Below are 17,693 nucleotides of genomic sequence, written 5' to 3' on the forward strand. Positions count from 1 at the left end.
CCGGAACGCCCGTCGCATCGATCACCACGTCGATCAGGTCATTTTCGAGGATGAGGTCGGCATTGTCGGTGACGGCGATCCTGCCGCCCTCCATCGCCGCGGTCAGGGCCGAGGCGGTGGTCACTTCCTTGGCATGCCCGGGTTCCTGGTAGGCGATATCGACGGCCTTGAGCGCATTGGGCAGGTTCAGTTCGGAAATCGCGCCGATCTCGACGCCGGGCATATGCGCCACCCGCGTGACGATGTCCGTGCCCATCTCGCCCGAGCCGATCAGCCCGATGCGGATCGGACGACCCGCATCCGCCCGCGCCTGCATGTCCCGCGCCAATCCCGTCAATGCCACATTGCTCGCCATACCAAAACGCTCCTCAAAAGGCTTCCGATGCGATGCCGGAAACCGTTCTTATCCTGCCAATCGAATATTGAACATTTGTATTTTAGTCAAGACCTATGTGCATTATAAGGATGATAACGATGATCCCGTAACTACTGCGTCGACCCATGGAACGCAGGCTTTGAAGAGAGATGGAAATGCCGCAAAACAGGTTCGATCTGATAGTTTTTGATTGCGATGGCGTGCTTGTGGACAGCGAGCCGCTGGCGGAACTGGCCTATCACAATGTCTATGCCAGCCATGGAATGGACCTGCCCGCAGGCACCATTGCCCAGTGCGTCGGCATGAAGCAGGCCGATATCATCCGGCGAATCGGCGAGCTGACCGGCTTTCACCTGTCCGACGCGGGTGAAGCCGGGCTGTGGCCCGAGACAAAACAGGTCTTCAGCCGGTTCCTGCAGCCGACCGCCGGTATCGCCGCCCTGCTCGCGGACTTGGAAACGCCCCGCTGCGTTGCCTCGTCATCGTCGCTGGAGCGCATCCACTTCAGCCTGAAAACCACGGACCTTGCCGGATATTTTGGCGACGCGATCTACAGCTCGTCCATGGTCAAGCGCGGCAAGCCCGCCCCGGACCTGTTCCTGCATGCGGCGAGCGACATGGGCCACGAACCATCGGCCTGCGTTGTCATCGAGGATTCGCCCTATGGTGTCGAAGGCGCCGTGGCGGCGGGCATGACGGCCATCGGCTATACCGGCGGTGGCCACACCTACACGGCCCACGCCCAGACCCTGCTCGACAAGGGCGCCAGCGCCGTCTTCGCCGACTGGAAGGATATTTCCTACTGGATGCGCGCCGCCAACGATTGACCGGCAGCGTGCACGTAAAAACAAAAAGGGTGCCGTGGGGCACCCTTTTCGCTTGGTCTCAAGCCAATCCTAGTTCTTCAGCTCGAACGTCACATTGACCGTGACATTGTAGCTGTTCTCGCCCGCAGCCACCGGGACCGAATCAGATGCTTCGGCCGCCATCATCTTGGCGCGCGGCGCACCGCCATAGGGGCGCGGCTGGAACGTCTGCTCGCTGATCTCGATGACCTTGCCGACTTCAACGCCCGCCGCAGCCGTCAGGGTTTTCGCCTTGGCAATGGCATTGGCCACGGCCTTCTTGCGCGCTTCCTCGACGATTGTTTCCGGTTTGTCATTGGTGAATGTCAGGTTGCCGCCCTGGTTGACGCCCAATGTGACGGACTGATCGAGAATCTCGCCGACCTTCTTCAGGTCACGCACCCGCACGGACAGCGAATTGGAGACGGCATAGCCGACGATCTTCGGTGCCTGCGGCGGCTGGCCCTGCTTGTTGTCCGGATAGACATAGCGCGGATCGATATTGAAACCGGATGTCTGCAGGTCGCGCTCGGCGATTCCGGCCTTCTTCATCGCGTCGAGAACCTTGGCCATGGTCTCGTTGTTGGCGGTCAAAGCTTCCCGTGCGGTCGGCTTTTCCTGCAGCACGACGAGTGAAACGATAGCCATGTCAGGCGCGGCAGTGGCTTCGCCTTCCCCGGTCACCGTAATGCGCGGGCGCGGTGTCTCATCTGCCATGGCAGCGAACGGAACGGCCATCATTGCGGTTGCGGCAAAAGCCACGGCTAGAAATTTTGGTGTCATGGATGATCTCCCCAAGATGAAGTGACACAGCTGCGTCGCAGCCGATTATGGGCGCAATAGGGCGAAAGATACAACTTTCGCCCTACGCGTGCATTACGTGTACGGATGAAATCAGCGGATGATCGGGCAGCCCGGTGCGCGGGCAAAGACAACCGCCGAGCGATGACCATAGCGCCAGCCGGTGACGCGGACCGCATTGCGGTTCACAACCGCGCGCGGGTTGCGGATACCCATGCGGCTTGCCTTGTTCAGGGCCTGGTTGACGCTGCAGGCGCGGACGGGACGATAGCCGCCATGATAGCGGTGACCGTAGCGATGATCGACCTTGACGACATTGGACACCGGACCGGCGGCATCAGCCATGGACGATGCCACCGGCGCTGCCGAGGCGGCACTCACACCGAACACCGAACCGAGCCCGAGAGCAGCGGTCACAGCGAGCATCTTGATGGACATGCGGGACATGGGCGTTTCTCCTTTGTTGCTTGTTGCTCCGGACGGGAAAGTCCGGAAGGTGACCGTTTGTTCCACTATTCACCTGAACAAAGCTTCAACGCGCCGTTCATCTCCCGTTCAGTAGGATTAATTTTCCGAAGACGGCGATTCCGCCATCATCATATGGTCGAAATAATCTTCGTCCGTTTTCAGGTCATGATCATAGGCGGTGATCTTGCCGCGCACCGAAATACCCGCCTCGTGCACGGTGTCCGCGCTGCCCGAAACCAGCGGATGCCACCAGTACAGGTCTTTTCCCTCGTCGATCAGACGATAGCCGCAGGTATCGGGCAGCCAGTCCACCTCGCGCACGATTTCCGGGGTCAGGAAGACGCAATCGGGAACTTTCTTCTTGCGGTGCACATAATCTGAACACTGGCAGGTCCCCGCATCGAGCAGGGTGCAGGCCACCGTGGTAAAATAGATTTCTTCCGTGTCTTCGTCCTCGAGCTTGTGCAGGCAGCAGCGGCCGCAGCCGTCACACAGGCTCTCCCACTCCGAGCGGTTCAGCTCGTCGAGCGTCTTGGTTTTCCAGAATGGTTCCTTGGGCATGCGTTGCAATACATCGACCGTAACGCCGCGTCCAGAGTTTTGCATGAACGCAAGATGAACGGTGCCTTCACATCGGATACAGGCGCACCCGTGCAATCTTGCTGTAATCGGGTTCAGGCAGGATCACACATGTACCGGTGTGAGGCTCAAGGAATCTGGTGAGAAGACCGCGATGGACAATCGGCTGCCACAAAGCTGGCACAACCTCCGGTCACAAACATTTGACGTGTTTCCAAGGAAGGAAACGCAAGACAGGGATGACAATGAAACGTACAGCGCTCTTTTTTGCTTCGACAGCAATTCTGTTCTCTTCGCCCTCGGCGATGGCGGAGCAGTCGCCTCTCCCTCGCCCCTACATCTCCTCCAACACCAATGAAGCACCGCTGCTGATGGCCCAGGCCGCAGCCGATCCGGCTGCCGAGCTGGCGAAGAAGCAGCAGGAAGAAGCGCAAAAGGCAGCGGAGCACGAAGCCGCCGCCCGCGCCGAAGAGGCAAAGCAACGCGCTGAAAAGGAGGCTGCCGCCGCCGCCCACGCCCAGCAGCAGGCGGAAGAACAGGCCAAGAAGCGCGCCGACGAGGCAGCGCACGCCGCCGAAGCACAGGCAGCCGAACGCGCCCAGGAGGCCAAGCGTGCCGCCCAGGAAGAAGCGCAGAAGGCGGCCGAGCAGCAGAAGGCCGTAGAAGCCCAGGCCAAGCAGAAAGCGGCGGAGGAGGCACAGGCTGCCAAGGCCGCCGAAAAGGCCGCCGCCCAGGAAGCCGAACAGGCCAAGCGCGCCACCCAGGCCGAGGCACAGAAAGCCGCCGAACAGCAGAAAGCCGTGGAAGCAGAGGCCAAGCAAAAGGCCGCTGCGGATGCGCAGGCTGCCAAGGCTGCTGCTGCGCAAGAGGCTGAACAGGCCAAGAAGGCGGCAGAAGACGAGACGCGCAAGAAGGCCGACGCTGCCCAGAAGGCAGCCGACAAGGCCGCCAAGGAAGCCCCGGCCGCCGAACAGCCCGCCGAAAAACCGGCACAGCCCAAGCCGCAGAAGCCAGCACCGGAACAACCCGCCGCTGAAAAGCCTGCGCCGGTCACTGAACCCGCAGCGGCCGAAAAGCCGGCCAAGCCCGTCGAAGCCCAGAAGCCGGCTGCCGAACAGCCTGCGCCTGCAAAACCCGCCGCTGAAAAACCCGCGCCGGTCACAGAACCCGCAGCAGGCGAAAAGCCGGCCAAACCCGTCGAAGCCCAGAAGCCGGCTGCCGAACAGCCTGCACCTGCAAAACCCGCCGCTGAAAAACCCGCGCCGGTCACTGAACCGGCAGCAGGCGAAAAGCCGGCCAAACCCGTCGAAGCCCAGAAGCCGGCTGCCGAACAACCTGCGGCTGCAAAACCCGCCGCTGAAAAACCCGCGCCGGTCACCGAACCCGCAACGGGCGAAAAGCCCGCAACCCCTGTCGAGGCTGGAAAACCCGCATCGAAGGAACCATCGCCGCTGCCGGAAAATGCCGCGCCGGTGCTTGACAGCCAGAAACCCGCACCGCCGGCCAAGGGCACGGGCGGCCAGGCCGCCGGCAAGCCGGCCGGTGCAACGCCGGTTGTCCAGCAGCCCGCCGTTCAGGCCCCGGCCACGCCGCCCGCACCGCCGCCGAAGAACGATGCGGACGTGCAGAAGGCGCTTGTCCCGGTCAGGATCGAGCCCATCCGCACCGAGGAAGGCACCCGCGTCAAGCAGGCGCCGCGCGAGGAGCGCCCGGCCGACGTGCAGGTGATCAAGCAGATCGACAACCGCACGATCGTCGAAGTCAACAACAACATCTTCGTGGAAAGCTCCGATCGTCCGCGCATGTCGCGCGATGCGCAGGATGTCTATTATGAGAACCTGCCGCGCAACCGCACCCGTGAAACCATCGTGCGCGACAATGGCGTCCAGGTCGTCACGATCCGCAACCGCTATGGCGATGTGATCCAGCGGTCGCGCGTCATGCCCGACGGGCGTGAGGTTCTGCTGAGCTACACGCCGGATTACGACCGCGAGGAACGCTATCAGTGGCGCGATCCCGGCCTTGACCTGCCGCCGCTGGTGCTCGATATCCCGATTGCCGACTACATCCTCGATGCCGATCAGGTGCCGGAAGCAGATGTCTATGACTTCTTCTCCCGCCCGCCGGTGGAACGCGTCGAACGCATCTATTCGGTCGACGAGGTCAAGCGCTCGGCCCGTATCCGCGACAAGGTCCGCCGCATCGATCTGGACACCATCACCTTCAAGTTCGGTTCGGCTGATATCACCGAAGACCAGATCCCGCATCTCGACAGCGTTGCCAAGGCGATGGCCGAGATCCTGAAGAAGAACCCGGCGGAAACCTTCCTCATCGAAGGCCATACGGACGCCGTCGGTTCCGATCAGGCCAACCTCGTGCTGTCGGACAAGCGGGCGGAATCGGTTGCCCAGGCGCTGACCAATGTCTTCGGCATCCCGCCGGAAAACATGGCGACGCAGGGCTACGGCGAACGCTACCTGAAGATCAAGACCGACGGTCCCGAACAGCAGAACCGCCGCGTCGCCATCCGCCGCATCACCCCGCTGGTGCAGCCGCTGGCCAGCAAATAGCCTGATCCGCAGGCCGTCATGCGAAAACCCGGACTTCGGTCCGGGTTTTTTGTGATGGCCGGTGGTTTTGTCTTGAGTTCGCCGGCCGCATCGCTATCTGATGCATGAGATCAATCGGACCCTGCTGTTTATGAAACGTATCGAAATATTCATCGAAAACATCATCCTGGCGTCGCGCTGGCTGCTTGTTGTTTTCTATCTTGGGCTTGCCGTTGCGCTTGCCATCTATGCCTTTTCCTTTGCCGGAAAGCTGCTGGATTTCGTCATGAAGGTGACGAGCCTCGACGAAACCGAAACCATCCTGAAAATGCTGGGATTGATCGATGCGGCGCTGGTCGCCAGCCTCGTGGTGATGGTCATCATCTCCGGCTATGAAAACTTCGTCAGCCGCTTTGACCAGGCCGACGACGTGCACTGGCTCGGCACGATCGATGCCGGTTCGCTCAAGATCAAGGTGGCATCGACCATCGTCGCCATCTCGTCGATCCATCTTCTGCAGGTGTTCCTCAACCTGACGAAATACACGACCGAACAGCTGACGTGGTTCACGGTGATCCACCTCGCCTTCGTCTTCTCCGCGCTGTTCCTCGCCTATATCGACAAGATCATGGCCAAGGACAAAGGCGGGAAGAAATCGAACGAGCCGTCCATCTGAACCGAATGAAACAAAGAGCCCGGATTTTCCGGGCTTTTTCTTTTCCGGCCCGCGCCCTTCCGGCGATGGCAGGTCCCGCAAAGCAAAACGGGATGGGTTTTCACCCATCCCGTCTGCATTTCCAACGCATTGTCTGCGGTTTAGCTGTCGAGGAAGCTGCGCAGCTTGCGCGAGCGGCTCGGATGCTTGAGCTTGCGCAGCGCCTTGGCTTCGATCTGGCGGATACGCTCGCGCGTCACCGAGAACTGCTGGCCGACTTCCTCAAGCGTGTGGTCGGTGTTCATGCCGATGCCGAAGCGCATGCGCAGCACGCGTTCCTCACGCGGCGTCAGCGAAGCGAGAACCCGGGTCGTCGTGTCGCGCAGATTGGCCTGGATGGCCGCATCGATCGGCAGAAGCGCATTCTTGTCCTCGATGAAATCGCCGAGATGTGAATCCTCTTCGTCACCGACCGGTGTTTCCAGCGAAATCGGTTCCTTGGCGATCTTCAGCACCTTGCGCACTTTTTCCAGCGGCATGGCCAGCTTTTCCGCCAGTTCTTCCGGGGTCGGTTCACGGCCAATTTCATGCAGCATCTGGCGCGATGTCCGGACGATCTTGTTGATCGTTTCGATCATGTGCACCGGAATGCGGATGGTGCGCGCCTGATCGGCAATCGAACGGGTGATCGCCTGACGGATCCACCAGGTCGCATAGGTCGAGAACTTGTAACCACGGCGATATTCGAACTTGTCGACCGCCTTCATCAGGCCGATATTGCCTTCCTGAATGAGATCGAGGAACTGCAGGCCGCGGTTCGTGTACTTCTTGGCGATGGAAATCACGAGACGCAGATTTGCCTCGACCATTTCCTTCTTGGCAAGAGCCGCTTCGCGCTCGCCCTTCTGCACCTGGTTGACGATGCGGCGGAATTCCGAAATCGAGATCGCAGTTTCCTGCGCCATGTTCTGGATTTCCGTGCGCAGGTTCTTGATCGTGTCTTTTTCGTTCTTGGTGAACTCTTTCCAGCCGCGCGTGGTGAGGTTGGAAACGGCCTTCAGCCAGTTCGGGTCAAGCTCGTTGCCCTGATATTCCTTGAGGAAGTCCTCGCGGCGCACGCCATAGGATTCGGCAAGACGCAACAGACGGCCTTCGTTCTGCACCAGACGCTTGTTGATGTCGTAGAGCTGGGCAACCAGCGCTTCGATACGGTTCTGGTTCAGCGACAGCGACTTCACCGCCTTGATCAGCTGATCCTTCAGTTCCTTGTAGCGGCGTTCCTGGCTTGGCGACAGGGAACCGGAGGCAGCGAGGCGGTTTTCCACCTGCTGGTCCTGCAGCTTGCGCAGCTTCTTGTAGGTGTCGGCGATGACGTCGAGCGTTTCCATGACCTGCGGACGCAGCTCGGCTTCCATCGCGGCGAGCGACAGATTGGCTTCATCATCCTCGTCATCATCGTCTTCAACGGGCGTATCGCCGCCGACATTGGTGATGTCGTCGTCGTCGCGGCGGCTGCGCGAACGGTCATTGCCGGCGGCCGGCTTTTCTTCCTCGACGCGCTCGATCACCGGAGCCTGCTTGGCCTCGGGGCCCGCATAGGTGGTTTCAAGGTCGATGATTTCGCGCAGCAGAATCTGCGAGTCGTTCAAGGCATCGCGCCAGATGATGATGGCCTGGAAGGTCAGCGGGCTTTCGCACAGCCCGGAAATCATCGTCTCGCGCCCGGCCTCGATGCGCTTGGCGATGGCAATTTCGCCTTCGCGCGACAGAAGCTCGACAGTGCCCATCTCGCGCAGATACATTCGCACGGGGTCGTCGGTGCGGTCGGTCGGCTCTTTCTTGGTCGTGGTCGGTGCAACGGCGGTGCCGGTTGCGTCGGCAAGCTCGCGGGCATCGCTCTCGTCGTCGCTGTTGTCAGCTTCTTCGGCGTCCGCATCCTGCTCGTCATCTTCGACAACGTTGATACCCATGTCACTGAGCATGGCCATCGTGTCTTCGATCTGTTCGGAAGTGACCTCTTCGGACGGCAGAACGGCATTGAGCTCGTCCATCGTCACATAGCCGCGTTTTTTCGCGAGCTTGATCATCTTCTTGACAGCGTCATCGGAAAGGTCGAGAAGCGGTCCGTCCGGCGCGCCTTCGCGCTCGACTTCTACTTCTTCGTTTTCCTTTGCTTTCGTTGCCATATTCTATGTCTCCAAGCGACGTTTCGCTTTGTTCATGCATGGGAACTAACGAGTGCGGTGGCGCACCGGTTCCCCTGCAGCGTCAAGGTAATAAATGATCGACTAGCCGAAATCCCGTTAATGCCGGATTAACCTTGTTATTCCGATGGCGAGCACATTGTATATTTGCCGTATTTGCCGGTTTTTCAGCCAAACCTACAAACATCAACCCAATATTTTCAATTCCGCGCAATCTGATTCCGTCATTATTGACCCACGTCAACCCCGACTCAACTGATTCGCGGCAAAAAAGCGAATCAATTTCGTCAAAAACCCTTTCCGGACCGTCCGGAGGGGATTCCAAAGCCCTCGATCAGTGCCTCCGTCGCCTGGGCGTTGCGGATGTCGTTCTGAATATCGAGCAGCCGGTTGAGGTTTTCGTCGGTCGTTTCCGTCGCCAACGCGGTTTCAGCTACTTTCAGCTCTTTATGTAGTGTGCTTGCGCGCTGATGCAAGTGAACGGCCTGCCGCAATGCTTCCAGCGCATCCTCTTCCGCCGCTTCCGCCGTCGCGGTCCACATGCGGGCGCGCCGCACGAGCGCCTCGAGCGCCTCGATCAACGTGCCGTGTCCGGCCTCGGCCATGGCCTTGCGCATTTCCAGCCCGTCCACCACGTGGTGCTCGGCCAGGGCATTGAGCATGGCCGAATGAAAGCGCTTCAGGTCCGGGTGGCTGAATTCCAGCCGCACCACCGTTTCGAAATCCTCTTCGATCAGCCGGGGATGGTTGAATAGGGTCATCAGGATGGCGGTCTCGCGCAGGGGCGGCGCCGCCGACGTGGTCTTGACCAGCACCGAGCGGGCAAGACTGTCGGAAACGGCGAGCCGCCCCGAGGCCGCACCCCTGCCCCGCTGGCCGTAGCCGTTCTGGTTGCCATAGCCATTCTGGCCGTTGCCGCGCTGGTCGCCGTCGCGCCGGTTGTTGTTGCTGCGCTGGTTCGAACCGAAGAACTGCTGGATGCGGTCGCGCACATCCTGCGCATAATGGCGGCGCACATTCTCGTCGGCAATCAGCGCCGTCATCTGCTTGAGCCGGGATTCCAGTTCGGCGCGCCGTTCCGGCGTGTCGAAAACCCCGCCGCTGGTCTCGCGCGTCCACAACATGTCGGCGAGTGGCCGGGCATCGTCCAGCACCGCCTGAAACGCCTGCGGGCCCGATGCCTTGACCAGGTCGTCCGGGTCCTTGCCTTCCGGCAGCACGGCAAAGCGCAGCGACCGCCCCGGCTTCAGCGCCGGCATGGCCAGATCGATGGCACGGTAGGCCGCCTTGATCCCGGCCTGATCGCCGTCGAAACACAGCACCGGCTCGGGCGACATGCGCCAGAGCAGATCAAGCTGGTCTTCCGTCAGCGCCGTGCCGAGCGGCGCGACCGCCTGACCAAAGCCCGCCTGCGCCAGCGCAATCACATCCATATAGCCTTCGACCGCGATAACGGCCTTGGCGGCCTGCCCCGCCTGCGGCTGCGCGGCCCGCCGGGCACGCAGGGCGTTGAACAGCACCTTGCCCTTGTGAAACAGCTCGGTCTCGTTGGAATTGAGATATTTGGCCGGGGCATTGGGTGTGAGCGCTCGGCCGCCGAAAGCGATGACCCGCCCGCGCAGATCCTCGATCGGGAACATGATGCGGTCGCGGAAGCGGTCGTAGGACACCGGCTTGTCGTCGCCATAGACCACGAGGCCGCAGGCCTCGATCTGCTCGCGTGTCGCGCCTTTCAGCGCCAGATGCTCCTTCAGCGCATTGCGGCTCTCCGGCGAATAACCCAGCCGGTAGGCATGCTGGGTGGTTGCCGACAGGCCGCGATCGCGCAGGTAGGCCCGCGCCTTGGCGCCTGCCGCCGACTGCAGCTGCTCTTCGAAAAATTTCGTCGCCATGTCCATGACGTCATAAAGCGTAGCGCGCTTGGCCTCGCGCATTTCCATCTCGGCATCGCGCGCCGGCATGGGAATACCGGCCATGTCAGCGACGCGCTGCACCGCCTCGGGAAAACTCAGGCCCTCAAGCTCGGTGAGAAACTTGAAATGATCGCCCGTCACCCCGCAGCCAAAGCAGTGGTAGCGGCCCTTGCGGTCCTCGCAATGGAAACTCGGCGATTTCTCGCCATGGAACGGGCAGCACGCCCAGAAATCACCCTTCGGCGCGTTGGTTTTTTTCCGGTCGAACGACACCCGCGTGCCGATCACACTGGAAATCGGTACACGCTCCCTGATCTCATCGAGAAAGGATGGCGGAAATCGCATGCTGCTCTTCGTTCACTTCATCCGGCGATTCGGGGGCTCACGCCCTGAATGCCTCCATTTTCCACGGTTTCAACAACTATCTGCAGAACCGGTTCCATATTGCATCATATCGGGGGGCGGTGAAAGGTCTGCAAGCCGGTCATCCCCCGCTCATCCTATCTTTTTGATTTAATTATCAGATCGGATATTAAAAAGCCGGCTCATCATTACCGGCACAGCCAAAGACTGTCATAAAACTGTTACACTTTGTCAAAAACGACATAATTTTTCTTAGCCGGAACATATTTTTTCCCCTTTTGGATTGATATGTTATCTTAATAATTGGCAACTAGAATTGGTCTGGTTGTATACCGCATTTTTCCACCTCGTTAGGATTGGCTCAAGTGAACGGTTCGACAGTTTTATTGCATCTCGCAGGTGCGGTGGCCCTTCTGCTGTGGGCCACGCGCATGGTTCGCACCGGTGTCGAGCGCGCCTATGGCGAGCGCATGCGCCAAAGCCTGCGCGGCGTGCTACACAATCCCGTCCTTGCCGTCCTCTGGGGTACGATGCTTTCCATCGCCCTGCAGAGTTCGACGGCCGTCAGCCTGCTCGTCGGCTCCTTCGTCGGGTCCGGCATTGTCAGCGGCATTTCCGGGCTGATGGCGGTACGCGGTGCCGAGGTCGGCTCGGCGCTCGTCGTGCTGATCCTGAGTTTCGACCTGACCCTGCTGGTGCCTCTGTGCCTGCTCGCCGGCACCGTCATCTTCATGTCGACCGAGCGCGGCGACTGGCGCCAGATCGGCCGCATTCTCGTCGGCATCGGCCTTCTCGTGCTGTCGCTCGAGATGACCGGCCAGGCCACCGAGCCGCTGCGCAACAGTGACCTCCTGCCTGTCATCGTCAGCTATCTGAGCACCGACCCGGTCACCGCCTTCATGCTGGCGGCGCTGATGACCTGGCTGTTCCATTCCAGCATCGCGGCCATCCTGCTGCTGGTCACCTTTGCCTCGCGCGGGCTGATCGATCCGGAACTCGGCGTCGTCATGGTGTTCGGCGTCAATCTCGGCTCGTCCTTCATCGCACCGCTGCTGACGCGCAATGCCGCACCGCAGGCCCGGATCGTGCCGATGGGCAACCTATTGATGCGCGGCGCCGGTTCTCTTGTCATCCTCATCGCCTACCTCACCTTCAAGCCGTCGGTGGCCTTCCTCGGTGCGGCGCCGGCCGACCAGATCATCCATGCGCATATCCTTTTCAACATTATCATCCTGCTCGCCGGCGTGCCGCTGTCGGGCCTTGTCCTGAAGGCCACCAAGGCCATCGTCGCGCTCAATGCCCCGGCGCCGCAAACCCCGTCGCTGGAGCAGGCGGAGCTCAGCGCGCTGGATGAAAGTGTGCTCGATGCACCGAGCCTTGCCCTTGCCAATGCCACCCGCGAGACCGTCCGCGTCTGCGAAACCGTGGAAATCATGCTGCAGCGGATCATCGGGCTCTACGAGAATCCCGAGCAGGCGCGCATCGATGAATTGTCGGGCCTCGATGACAAGGTCGACCGCAAGCATGCCGCGATCAAGCTTTACCTGGCCAAGCTGACCACGCGCGCCCTGTCGCCGCAGGAAGTCAGCCGCGCCCAGGAACTGCTCGGCGCCTGCGTCAAGCTCGAACAGGTCGGCGACATCATCGTGCGCAACATGCTCGCGCTCGTGCAGAAGAAGATGGACCGCAAGCTGAAATTCACCGATGAGGGCTGGCTGGAACTCAGCAACTTCCACGCAAAGGTCCTGACCAATGCGCGCATGGCGTTCAACGTTCTGGTGTCGCGCGACAGCGAAATGGCGCACCAGCTGGTGCTGGAAAAGGATCTTCTGCGCGATCTGGAAAAGCAGAGCAGCCAGCGCCACTTCAGCCGCCTGCGCGAGGGGACGCTGCGCAGCCTGGAGACCAGCTCGATCCACCTCGATACCATCCGCGACCTCAAGCAGATCAACTCGCTGCTGGCCGCCATGGCCTATCCGGTGCTGGAGGAACAGGGCCTGCTCAACACCACTCGCCTGCGCGCGCTGAACAACTGATTTATTGGCGATAGGGCGCTGTTGGTTTGCAGAGATGACAGAAGCACGGTGCGTGGTTCGACAAGCTCACCATGAGGGAAGTGATTTGGTTGCAATGCCAATCACAAACGTTGCAGGATGTAACGCTCCGCAGCCCTCCACCTCCCTCATGGTGAGCTTGTCGAACCACGCACAATGGCTCTGCCATCCACCCATCAAACAAAAATCACGCCAACTTATCCACCACGTCCCAACCCGGGATATTCTCATCCCTGTCCTTTCCGGCGGGAATGCTTCCGGAAACCTTCGAAAGTCGGGAAAGGATCGGCACTTCGTCCCGCAGGAAAACCTGCGGGATGAGGAGGTTGCGCTGACGCTGTGCGCGTTTCCGATGAGGAAACAAGGCAGAACAGGCAAGACCTGAAATCGCCGGGGCGGGTGGTCCCAGGATCGCAAGCATCGCATACCGCATACCCCAAGACCCGCGTTCCAGGGACCGCCCGTCTTTCCTCTTTTGCAATGGCCAGATGCGATCGCGGGCGTGGCAAGGCAATGCCGCGCCCGGCGCATCCCATCCGCTGTGCGTGCCGTGTCAGCAGCTTACTGCAGGATTTCCTTGACGATACCGCTGGCCTTGGTGAAGTCCATCTGGCCGGCGTATTTTTCCTTCAGCGCATTCATGCACTTGCCCATGTCGCGCAGGCCGCCCGCGCCGATTTCCTCGATGACCTGCGAGCAGGCCTGGCGGATATCCTCGTCGCCCAGCTGCTTGGGCAGGAAGCCCCGGATGATCTCGATCTCGCTGCGCTCCTGCTCGGCAAGCTCAAGCCGGTTGCCGTCCTCGTAGAGCTTCGCGGATTCCTCGCGCTGCTTGATCATCTTGGCCAGAATCGCGCTGATTTCATCGCCCGTGACCGGGTCCTTGCCCGATCCGCGATTGAGAATATCCCGATCCTGAATGGCGGCCATGATCAGGCGCAGCGTTGAGACGCGGCGCTTGTCCTGTGCCTTGATGGCGGTTGTCAGTGCCCCGGCGATGGTATCGCGCATGGCTTTACTCTCCTGTTGTCCGCGCAGCCTACCGGCGGGTCCGAACGAAATCAATCATCGCGGCGAACCGGTTCGGCACCGATTTCCACGAAGAGTTGTCGTGTCGCAATTGACCGGAAGCGCGGTTTTCTCTAAGGTCCGTGACCTAGCCAGACATTTTGGGTTGTTGCAGCGGTGGTAAGGTCAATCGACCACCGCGTTCAGCCATGTCATATGGAATACCGAACGGCATTTTTCAATGCCCAATGAAGAACGACGACGCAAGCCCACGCAGGAGTGCCGCATGACCGCCCCGATAATGACAGACGCAGGTGCAAAGACCGCAGCCTGGACAGAATTCAAACCGACAGCGGTGCTGGTTCTGGCCGATGGAACGGTGATCGAGGGCAAGGGACTGGGTGCAACCGGCGCCTGCGAGGCGGAAGTCTGCTTCAACACCGCGCTGACCGGCTATGAGGAAATCCTCACCGACCCCTCCTATGCCGGCCAGATCGTCACCTTCACCTTCCCCCATATCGGCAATGTCGGCACCAACCGGGAAGACATCGAAGACCTGACCCCGGCCAACCGCGCCGGTGCCGTCGGCGCCATCTTCAAGGCTGACATCACGGCGCCTTCGAGCTACCGCGCCGCCGAACATCTCGACGATTGGCTGAAGGCGCGCGGCGTGATCGCGCTTGCCGGTGTCGATACCCGTGCGCTTACCGCACTCATCCGCGAAAGGGGCATGCCCAATGGCGTCATCGCCCACGATCCCGCCGGCAATTTCGACATTCCGGCCCTGACCAAACGCGCCGCCGCCTGGCACGGCCTGCTCGACCTCGATCTGGCCAAGGACGTCACATCAGGCCAAAGCTCGGTCTGGACCGAGAAGCCATGGGTGTGGAACGAAGGCTTTGACCAGCAGATCGCGCCGGAATTCCACGTGGTTGCCATCGATTACGGCATCAAGCGCAACATCCTGCGTCTCATCGCCGGGCTCGGCGCCAAGGTCACCATCGTTCCGGCCACGGCGACGGCGGACGACGTGCTTGCCCACAAGCCCGACGGCATTTTCCTGTCGAACGGCCCCGGCGATCCCGCCGCCACAGGCAAATATGCGGTTCCGGCCATCCAGGACCTGATCAAGACCGACATTCCCGTCTTCGGCATCTGCCTCGGCCACCAGATGCTGGCACTGGCGCTCGGCGGCGACACCAAGAAGATGCACCAGGGCCACCATGGCGCCAATCATCCGGTACGCGACGACACCACCGGCAAGGTCGAGATTGTTTCGATGAACCACGGCTTTGCCGTTGATGCGGATTCACTGCCCGATGGCGTGGAGGAAACCCACGTCTCGCTGTTCGACGGCAGCAATTGCGGCCTGCGCGTCACCGGCAAGGCCATCTTCTCGGTGCAGCACCATCCGGAGGCCTCGCCCGGCCCGCAGGACTCACACTACCTGTTCCGCCGCTTCGCCAATCTGATCCGCGCCCGTCAGGGTCTTGCGCCCCTGCCCGAGCGCGATCAGGCCGCCTGATCAGACGACATCCCGGCCGGTACTGGCTTTCAGGATGGCAAACCACTGCTGGCGCTCGAGCGTGATATCGAGCGCCGCCACCATTTTCGCCAGACGCTCCCGCTTCAGGCTGCCGAGCACGGGAACCAGCCGCGCCGGATGGCGCAACAGCCAGGCAATGGCAACCGCCGCGATATCATCGACACCGAGTTCACCCCCCACCGCCTGCAACGCGGCGCGCACGCGCTGCTCCTGCTCGCCCGTGCCGGTAAACAGGCTGCCGCCGCCAAGCGGTGACCAGATCATCGGCGCATAGCGCAGGCGCTGGGCGTGGTCGAGACTGCCATCGGTGAGCGGCTCGGTGGCGGTCACCGACATTTCGATCTGGTTCGTTACCACAGGAAATGGCAGGCGCGATGCCAGCAGATCGATCTGCGGCGGCGTGAAATTCGACACGCCCACGGCGCGCACCTTTCCGGCCTTCACAACCGCCTGCAATCCCGCCGCCGTGTCATCCGCATCCATCAGCGGATCGGGGCGATGCAGCAACAGCACGTCGATATAATCGGTCTTCAGATTCTGCAGCGAGCGGTCGACGGACGCCTTGATATGCGCCGCACTCGTATCGTAATGCTTCACCCGGTTTTCTGGGCGCTGGTCCGAGGTCAGCATGATATCGCATTTGGTGATCAGCTCGATCGACTGGCGCTTGCCGCTCCAGCCGGCAAGACCGGCGCCGAAAGCCGCCTCGACACCATAATTACCGTAGATATCGGCGTGATCGAAACTGGTCAGGCCAAGCGCAATCGCCTCGTCGATCAGGCGTGCCACCTCAGCCGCGGATGGTTCTGCGCCCTGATCGAGCAGCCGCCAGGCGCCCAGCACCAGCCGGGACAGCGACAGACCATCGGAATTGAGCGGAATACGTTTTTCAATGGACATGGAAAACCTCGTTTCGGCGGGTGGGACCCGTTGCATAGCGCAAAGGGGCGGCCAGTCAAATAGCTGCCGCCTGTTCCAGCGGCTCATGCACGGCAATGGCAGGTTTTTCCACCCGCAGGACAAACACGGCGACGGCGATCACCACGAAGAGCCCGCCGAGCACATAGGGGGCGCCGCCGAAGGCGACCGATGCCGCCGGCGCGGTGAACATCGCAAAAATCTGGGTAAAAATCAGCGGGCCGATCACATTGGTGATGCTGAACAGACTGGTCATCGCGCCCTGCAATTCGCCCTGCTCCGACGGCAAAACCTTGGTGGCGGCGATGCTGCGCATGGCTGGATCCGCCAGGCTTTCCAGGCAGGTCGCGACGATGACCGCATAGACCATCCAGCCCTGCCACGCCGCTGCATAGCCGAAGAAACCGAGCGCCGTGAAAACCAGCCCGATCACCGCCGTCCGCCACTCGCCAAAGCGGGCGACGACGCGCGGCAGGATGAAACCCATGACCAGCGCGCCACCCATGCCGAACACGCCGAGCGACAGGCCGATATCCCGCTGGTTCCAGTCATAGCGATAGGCGCTGACGAACGACCACACCGAGGGATAGGCCATGTGGCCAAGGGTGAGCATGAAGAAGACGAGACCGATCCACAGAATCCCCCGGTGGCCGCGCATCTGTTTGAGAGCGCCGAGCGGATTGGCGCGCTTCCAGTCGAACGTCCGGCGGTTCTTCGTTGCAAGCGTTTCCGGCAGGAAGAAATAGGCCACGAGAAAATTCAGGAAGGCGATCAGCGCCGCACCGAAGAACGGCACGCGCGGACCGAACTCGCCGAGCAAGCCGCCGATGATCGGACCGAGGATAAAGCCGACGCCGAAGGCAATGCCGAGAAGGCCGAAATTCTTGGCGCGGTTCTCGTCCGTGCTGACATCGGCGATATAGGCGGAGGCGGTGGAAAAGCTCGCGCCACTGATGCCCGCCAGCACGCGGCCGATGAACAGCATGCCGAAACTCGTTGCGAGCGCGCAGATCAGATTGTCGATGGCAAAGGTGAACACCGAGGCAAGCAGCACCGGACGGCGGCCGAAACGGTCGCTCAGATTGCCGATCAGCGGGGCAAAAACGAACTGCATCGCGGCATAGACAAACAGCAGCCAACCGCCGTCAATGGCCGCGTGGCTGACATCCGATCCCGTCAGCTGTTCGAGATAGGCTGGCATGACCGGCACGATGATCGCGATGCCGATGACATCCATAAGGAGCATGACAAAGACAAGAGTCAGCCCGCGCTTGGCAAGGACAGGATCAATCATCGAAACTCACTTTTGGCGTTCCGGAACGAAATTGATCCGGAAAATGCTCATAATCGATTTCCACGAGCGAAACAATACGTGAACATAGTCAGAAAATCGGGAAAATAGGTCCCGATTGTG

At 61.0% G+C, this 17,693-nt stretch carries 14 protein-coding genes and 1 pseudogene; 5 read left to right on the forward strand and 10 right to left on the reverse strand.

Going from position 1 to position 17,693, the window contains the following annotated elements; all coding sequences use genetic code 11:
- Positions 1 to 355: pseudogene (locus ACP7B1_RS17925) on the reverse strand (homoserine dehydrogenase); the annotation flags it as partial.
- A gap of 176 nt (positions 356 to 531) precedes the next feature.
- Between ACP7B1_RS17925 and ACP7B1_RS17930 the strand changes: the two are divergent.
- Positions 532 to 1,203, forward strand: coding sequence for an HAD family hydrolase (locus ACP7B1_RS17930; RefSeq protein ID WP_346306721.1), 672 nt, complete (start codon positions 532 to 534; stop codon positions 1,201 to 1,203).
- 69 nt (positions 1,204 to 1,272) lie between these two features.
- Here ACP7B1_RS17930 and ACP7B1_RS17935 read toward each other — a convergent pair whose 3' ends face one another.
- From ACP7B1_RS17935 to ACP7B1_RS17945, 3 genes are all read right to left on the reverse strand, one after another.
- Positions 1,273 to 2,004: an SIMPL domain-containing protein gene (locus ACP7B1_RS17935; RefSeq protein ID WP_426137169.1), complete on the reverse strand. Its 732-nt coding sequence runs from the start codon at positions 2,002 to 2,004 to the stop codon at positions 1,273 to 1,275.
- Between the two features lie 111 nt (positions 2,005 to 2,115).
- Positions 2,116 to 2,469 carry an antifreeze protein gene (locus tag ACP7B1_RS17940; RefSeq protein ID WP_346306722.1) on the reverse strand — a complete coding sequence of 118 codons (354 nt, stop codon included), beginning with the start codon at positions 2,467 to 2,469 and terminating at the stop codon, positions 2,116 to 2,118.
- A 117-nt stretch (positions 2,470 to 2,586) separates the two neighbouring features.
- Entirely contained in the window at positions 2,587 to 3,051 is a 465-nt protein-coding gene (locus tag ACP7B1_RS17945) for a YcgN family cysteine cluster protein (RefSeq protein WP_346306723.1), read from the reverse strand.
- A 263-nt stretch (positions 3,052 to 3,314) separates the two neighbouring features.
- Between ACP7B1_RS17945 and ACP7B1_RS17950 the strand changes: the two genes are divergently transcribed.
- Positions 3,315 to 5,639: an OmpA family protein gene (locus ACP7B1_RS17950; protein ID WP_426137170.1), complete on the forward strand. Its 2,325-nt coding sequence runs from the start codon at positions 3,315 to 3,317 to the stop codon at positions 5,637 to 5,639.
- Positions 5,640 to 5,769: 130 nt separating this feature from the next.
- A complete protein-coding gene (locus ACP7B1_RS17955; RefSeq protein WP_223612639.1) occupies positions 5,770 to 6,294 on the forward strand; it encodes a TIGR00645 family protein in 525 nt (174 codons plus the stop codon).
- Positions 6,295 to 6,434: 140 nt separating this feature from the next.
- On the opposite strand, the gene rpoD is transcribed toward ACP7B1_RS17955, so the two are convergent.
- On the reverse strand, positions 6,435 to 8,459 hold the full coding sequence (gene rpoD / locus ACP7B1_RS17960; protein ID WP_105732097.1) for an RNA polymerase sigma factor RpoD: 2,025 nt from the start codon (positions 8,457 to 8,459) through the stop codon (positions 6,435 to 6,437).
- A 305-nt stretch (positions 8,460 to 8,764) separates the two neighbouring features.
- Entirely contained in the window at positions 8,765 to 10,735 is a 1,971-nt protein-coding gene (gene dnaG / locus ACP7B1_RS17965) for a DNA primase (protein ID WP_346306725.1), read from the reverse strand.
- A 383-nt stretch (positions 10,736 to 11,118) separates the two neighbouring features.
- Between dnaG and ACP7B1_RS17970 the strand changes: the two genes are divergently transcribed.
- Positions 11,119 to 12,789 carry a Na/Pi cotransporter family protein gene (locus ACP7B1_RS17970; protein WP_346306726.1) on the forward strand — a complete coding sequence of 557 codons (1,671 nt, stop codon included), beginning with the start codon at positions 11,119 to 11,121 and terminating at the stop codon, positions 12,787 to 12,789.
- Between the two features lie 205 nt (positions 12,790 to 12,994).
- Here ACP7B1_RS17970 and ACP7B1_RS17975 read toward each other — a convergent pair whose 3' ends face one another.
- On the reverse strand, positions 12,995 to 13,228 hold the full coding sequence (locus ACP7B1_RS17975) for a hypothetical protein (protein ID WP_426137171.1): 234 nt from the start codon (positions 13,226 to 13,228) through the stop codon (positions 12,995 to 12,997).
- 140 nt (positions 13,229 to 13,368) lie between these two features.
- On the reverse strand, positions 13,369 to 13,818 hold the full coding sequence (locus ACP7B1_RS17980) for a GatB/YqeY domain-containing protein (RefSeq protein WP_223612634.1): 450 nt from the start codon (positions 13,816 to 13,818) through the stop codon (positions 13,369 to 13,371).
- A 298-nt stretch (positions 13,819 to 14,116) separates the two neighbouring features.
- Between ACP7B1_RS17980 and carA the strand changes: the two genes are divergently transcribed.
- On the forward strand, positions 14,117 to 15,340 hold the full coding sequence (gene carA / locus ACP7B1_RS17985) for a glutamine-hydrolyzing carbamoyl-phosphate synthase small subunit (RefSeq protein ID WP_346307122.1): 1,224 nt from the start codon (positions 14,117 to 14,119) through the stop codon (positions 15,338 to 15,340).
- Here carA and ACP7B1_RS17990 read toward each other — a convergent pair whose 3' ends face one another.
- Both ACP7B1_RS17990 and ACP7B1_RS17995 read right to left on the reverse strand, forming a co-directional pair.
- Positions 15,341 to 16,261, reverse strand: coding sequence for an aldo/keto reductase (locus ACP7B1_RS17990; protein ID WP_346307121.1), 921 nt, complete (start codon positions 16,259 to 16,261; stop codon positions 15,341 to 15,343). It abuts the gene before it with no gap.
- Between the two features lie 55 nt (positions 16,262 to 16,316).
- The gene (locus tag ACP7B1_RS17995; RefSeq protein ID WP_346307120.1) at positions 16,317 to 17,573 is read right to left on the reverse strand and encodes a TCR/Tet family MFS transporter; all 1,257 of its coding nucleotides are present in this window, start codon (positions 17,571 to 17,573) and stop codon (positions 16,317 to 16,319) included.
- Positions 17,574 to 17,693 lie beyond the last annotated feature (120 nt).

Source organism: Phyllobacterium sp. SL163 (assembly GCF_049896885.1).
Lineage (GTDB): Bacteria > Pseudomonadota > Alphaproteobacteria > Rhizobiales > Rhizobiaceae > Phyllobacterium > Phyllobacterium calauticae.

Coding starts and splice junctions, on each gene's coding strand:
- ACP7B1_RS17930 (WP_346306721.1), top strand. CDS start 532: ATGCCGCAAAACAGGTTCGATCTGATAGTTTTTGATTGCGATGGCGTG.
- ACP7B1_RS17935 (WP_426137169.1), bottom strand. CDS start 2,004: ATGACACCAAAATTTCTAGCCGTGGCTTTTGCCGCAACCGCAATGATG.
- ACP7B1_RS17940 (WP_346306722.1), bottom strand. CDS start 2,469: ATGTCCCGCATGTCCATCAAGATGCTCGCTGTGACCGCTGCTCTCGGG.
- ACP7B1_RS17945 (WP_346306723.1), bottom strand. CDS start 3,051: ATGCCCAAGGAACCATTCTGGAAAACCAAGACGCTCGACGAGCTGAAC.
- ACP7B1_RS17950 (WP_426137170.1), top strand. CDS start 3,315: ATGAAACGTACAGCGCTCTTTTTTGCTTCGACAGCAATTCTGTTCTCT.
- ACP7B1_RS17955 (WP_223612639.1), top strand. CDS start 5,770: ATGAAACGTATCGAAATATTCATCGAAAACATCATCCTGGCGTCGCGC.
- rpoD (WP_105732097.1), bottom strand. CDS start 8,459: ATGGCAACGAAAGCAAAGGAAAACGAAGAAGTAGAAGTCGAGCGCGAA.
- dnaG (WP_346306725.1), bottom strand. CDS start 10,735: ATGCGATTTCCGCCATCCTTTCTCGATGAGATCAGGGAGCGTGTACCG.
- ACP7B1_RS17975 (WP_426137171.1), bottom strand. CDS start 13,228: ATGCTTGCGATCCTGGGACCACCCGCCCCGGCGATTTCAGGTCTTGCC.
- ACP7B1_RS17980 (WP_223612634.1), bottom strand. CDS start 13,818: ATGCGCGATACCATCGCCGGGGCACTGACAACCGCCATCAAGGCACAG.
- carA (WP_346307122.1), top strand. CDS start 14,117: ATGACAGACGCAGGTGCAAAGACCGCAGCCTGGACAGAATTCAAACCG.
- ACP7B1_RS17990 (WP_346307121.1), bottom strand. CDS start 16,261: ATGTCCATTGAAAAACGTATTCCGCTCAATTCCGATGGTCTGTCGCTG.
- ACP7B1_RS17995 (WP_346307120.1), bottom strand. CDS start 17,573: ATGATTGATCCTGTCCTTGCCAAGCGCGGGCTGACTCTTGTCTTTGTC.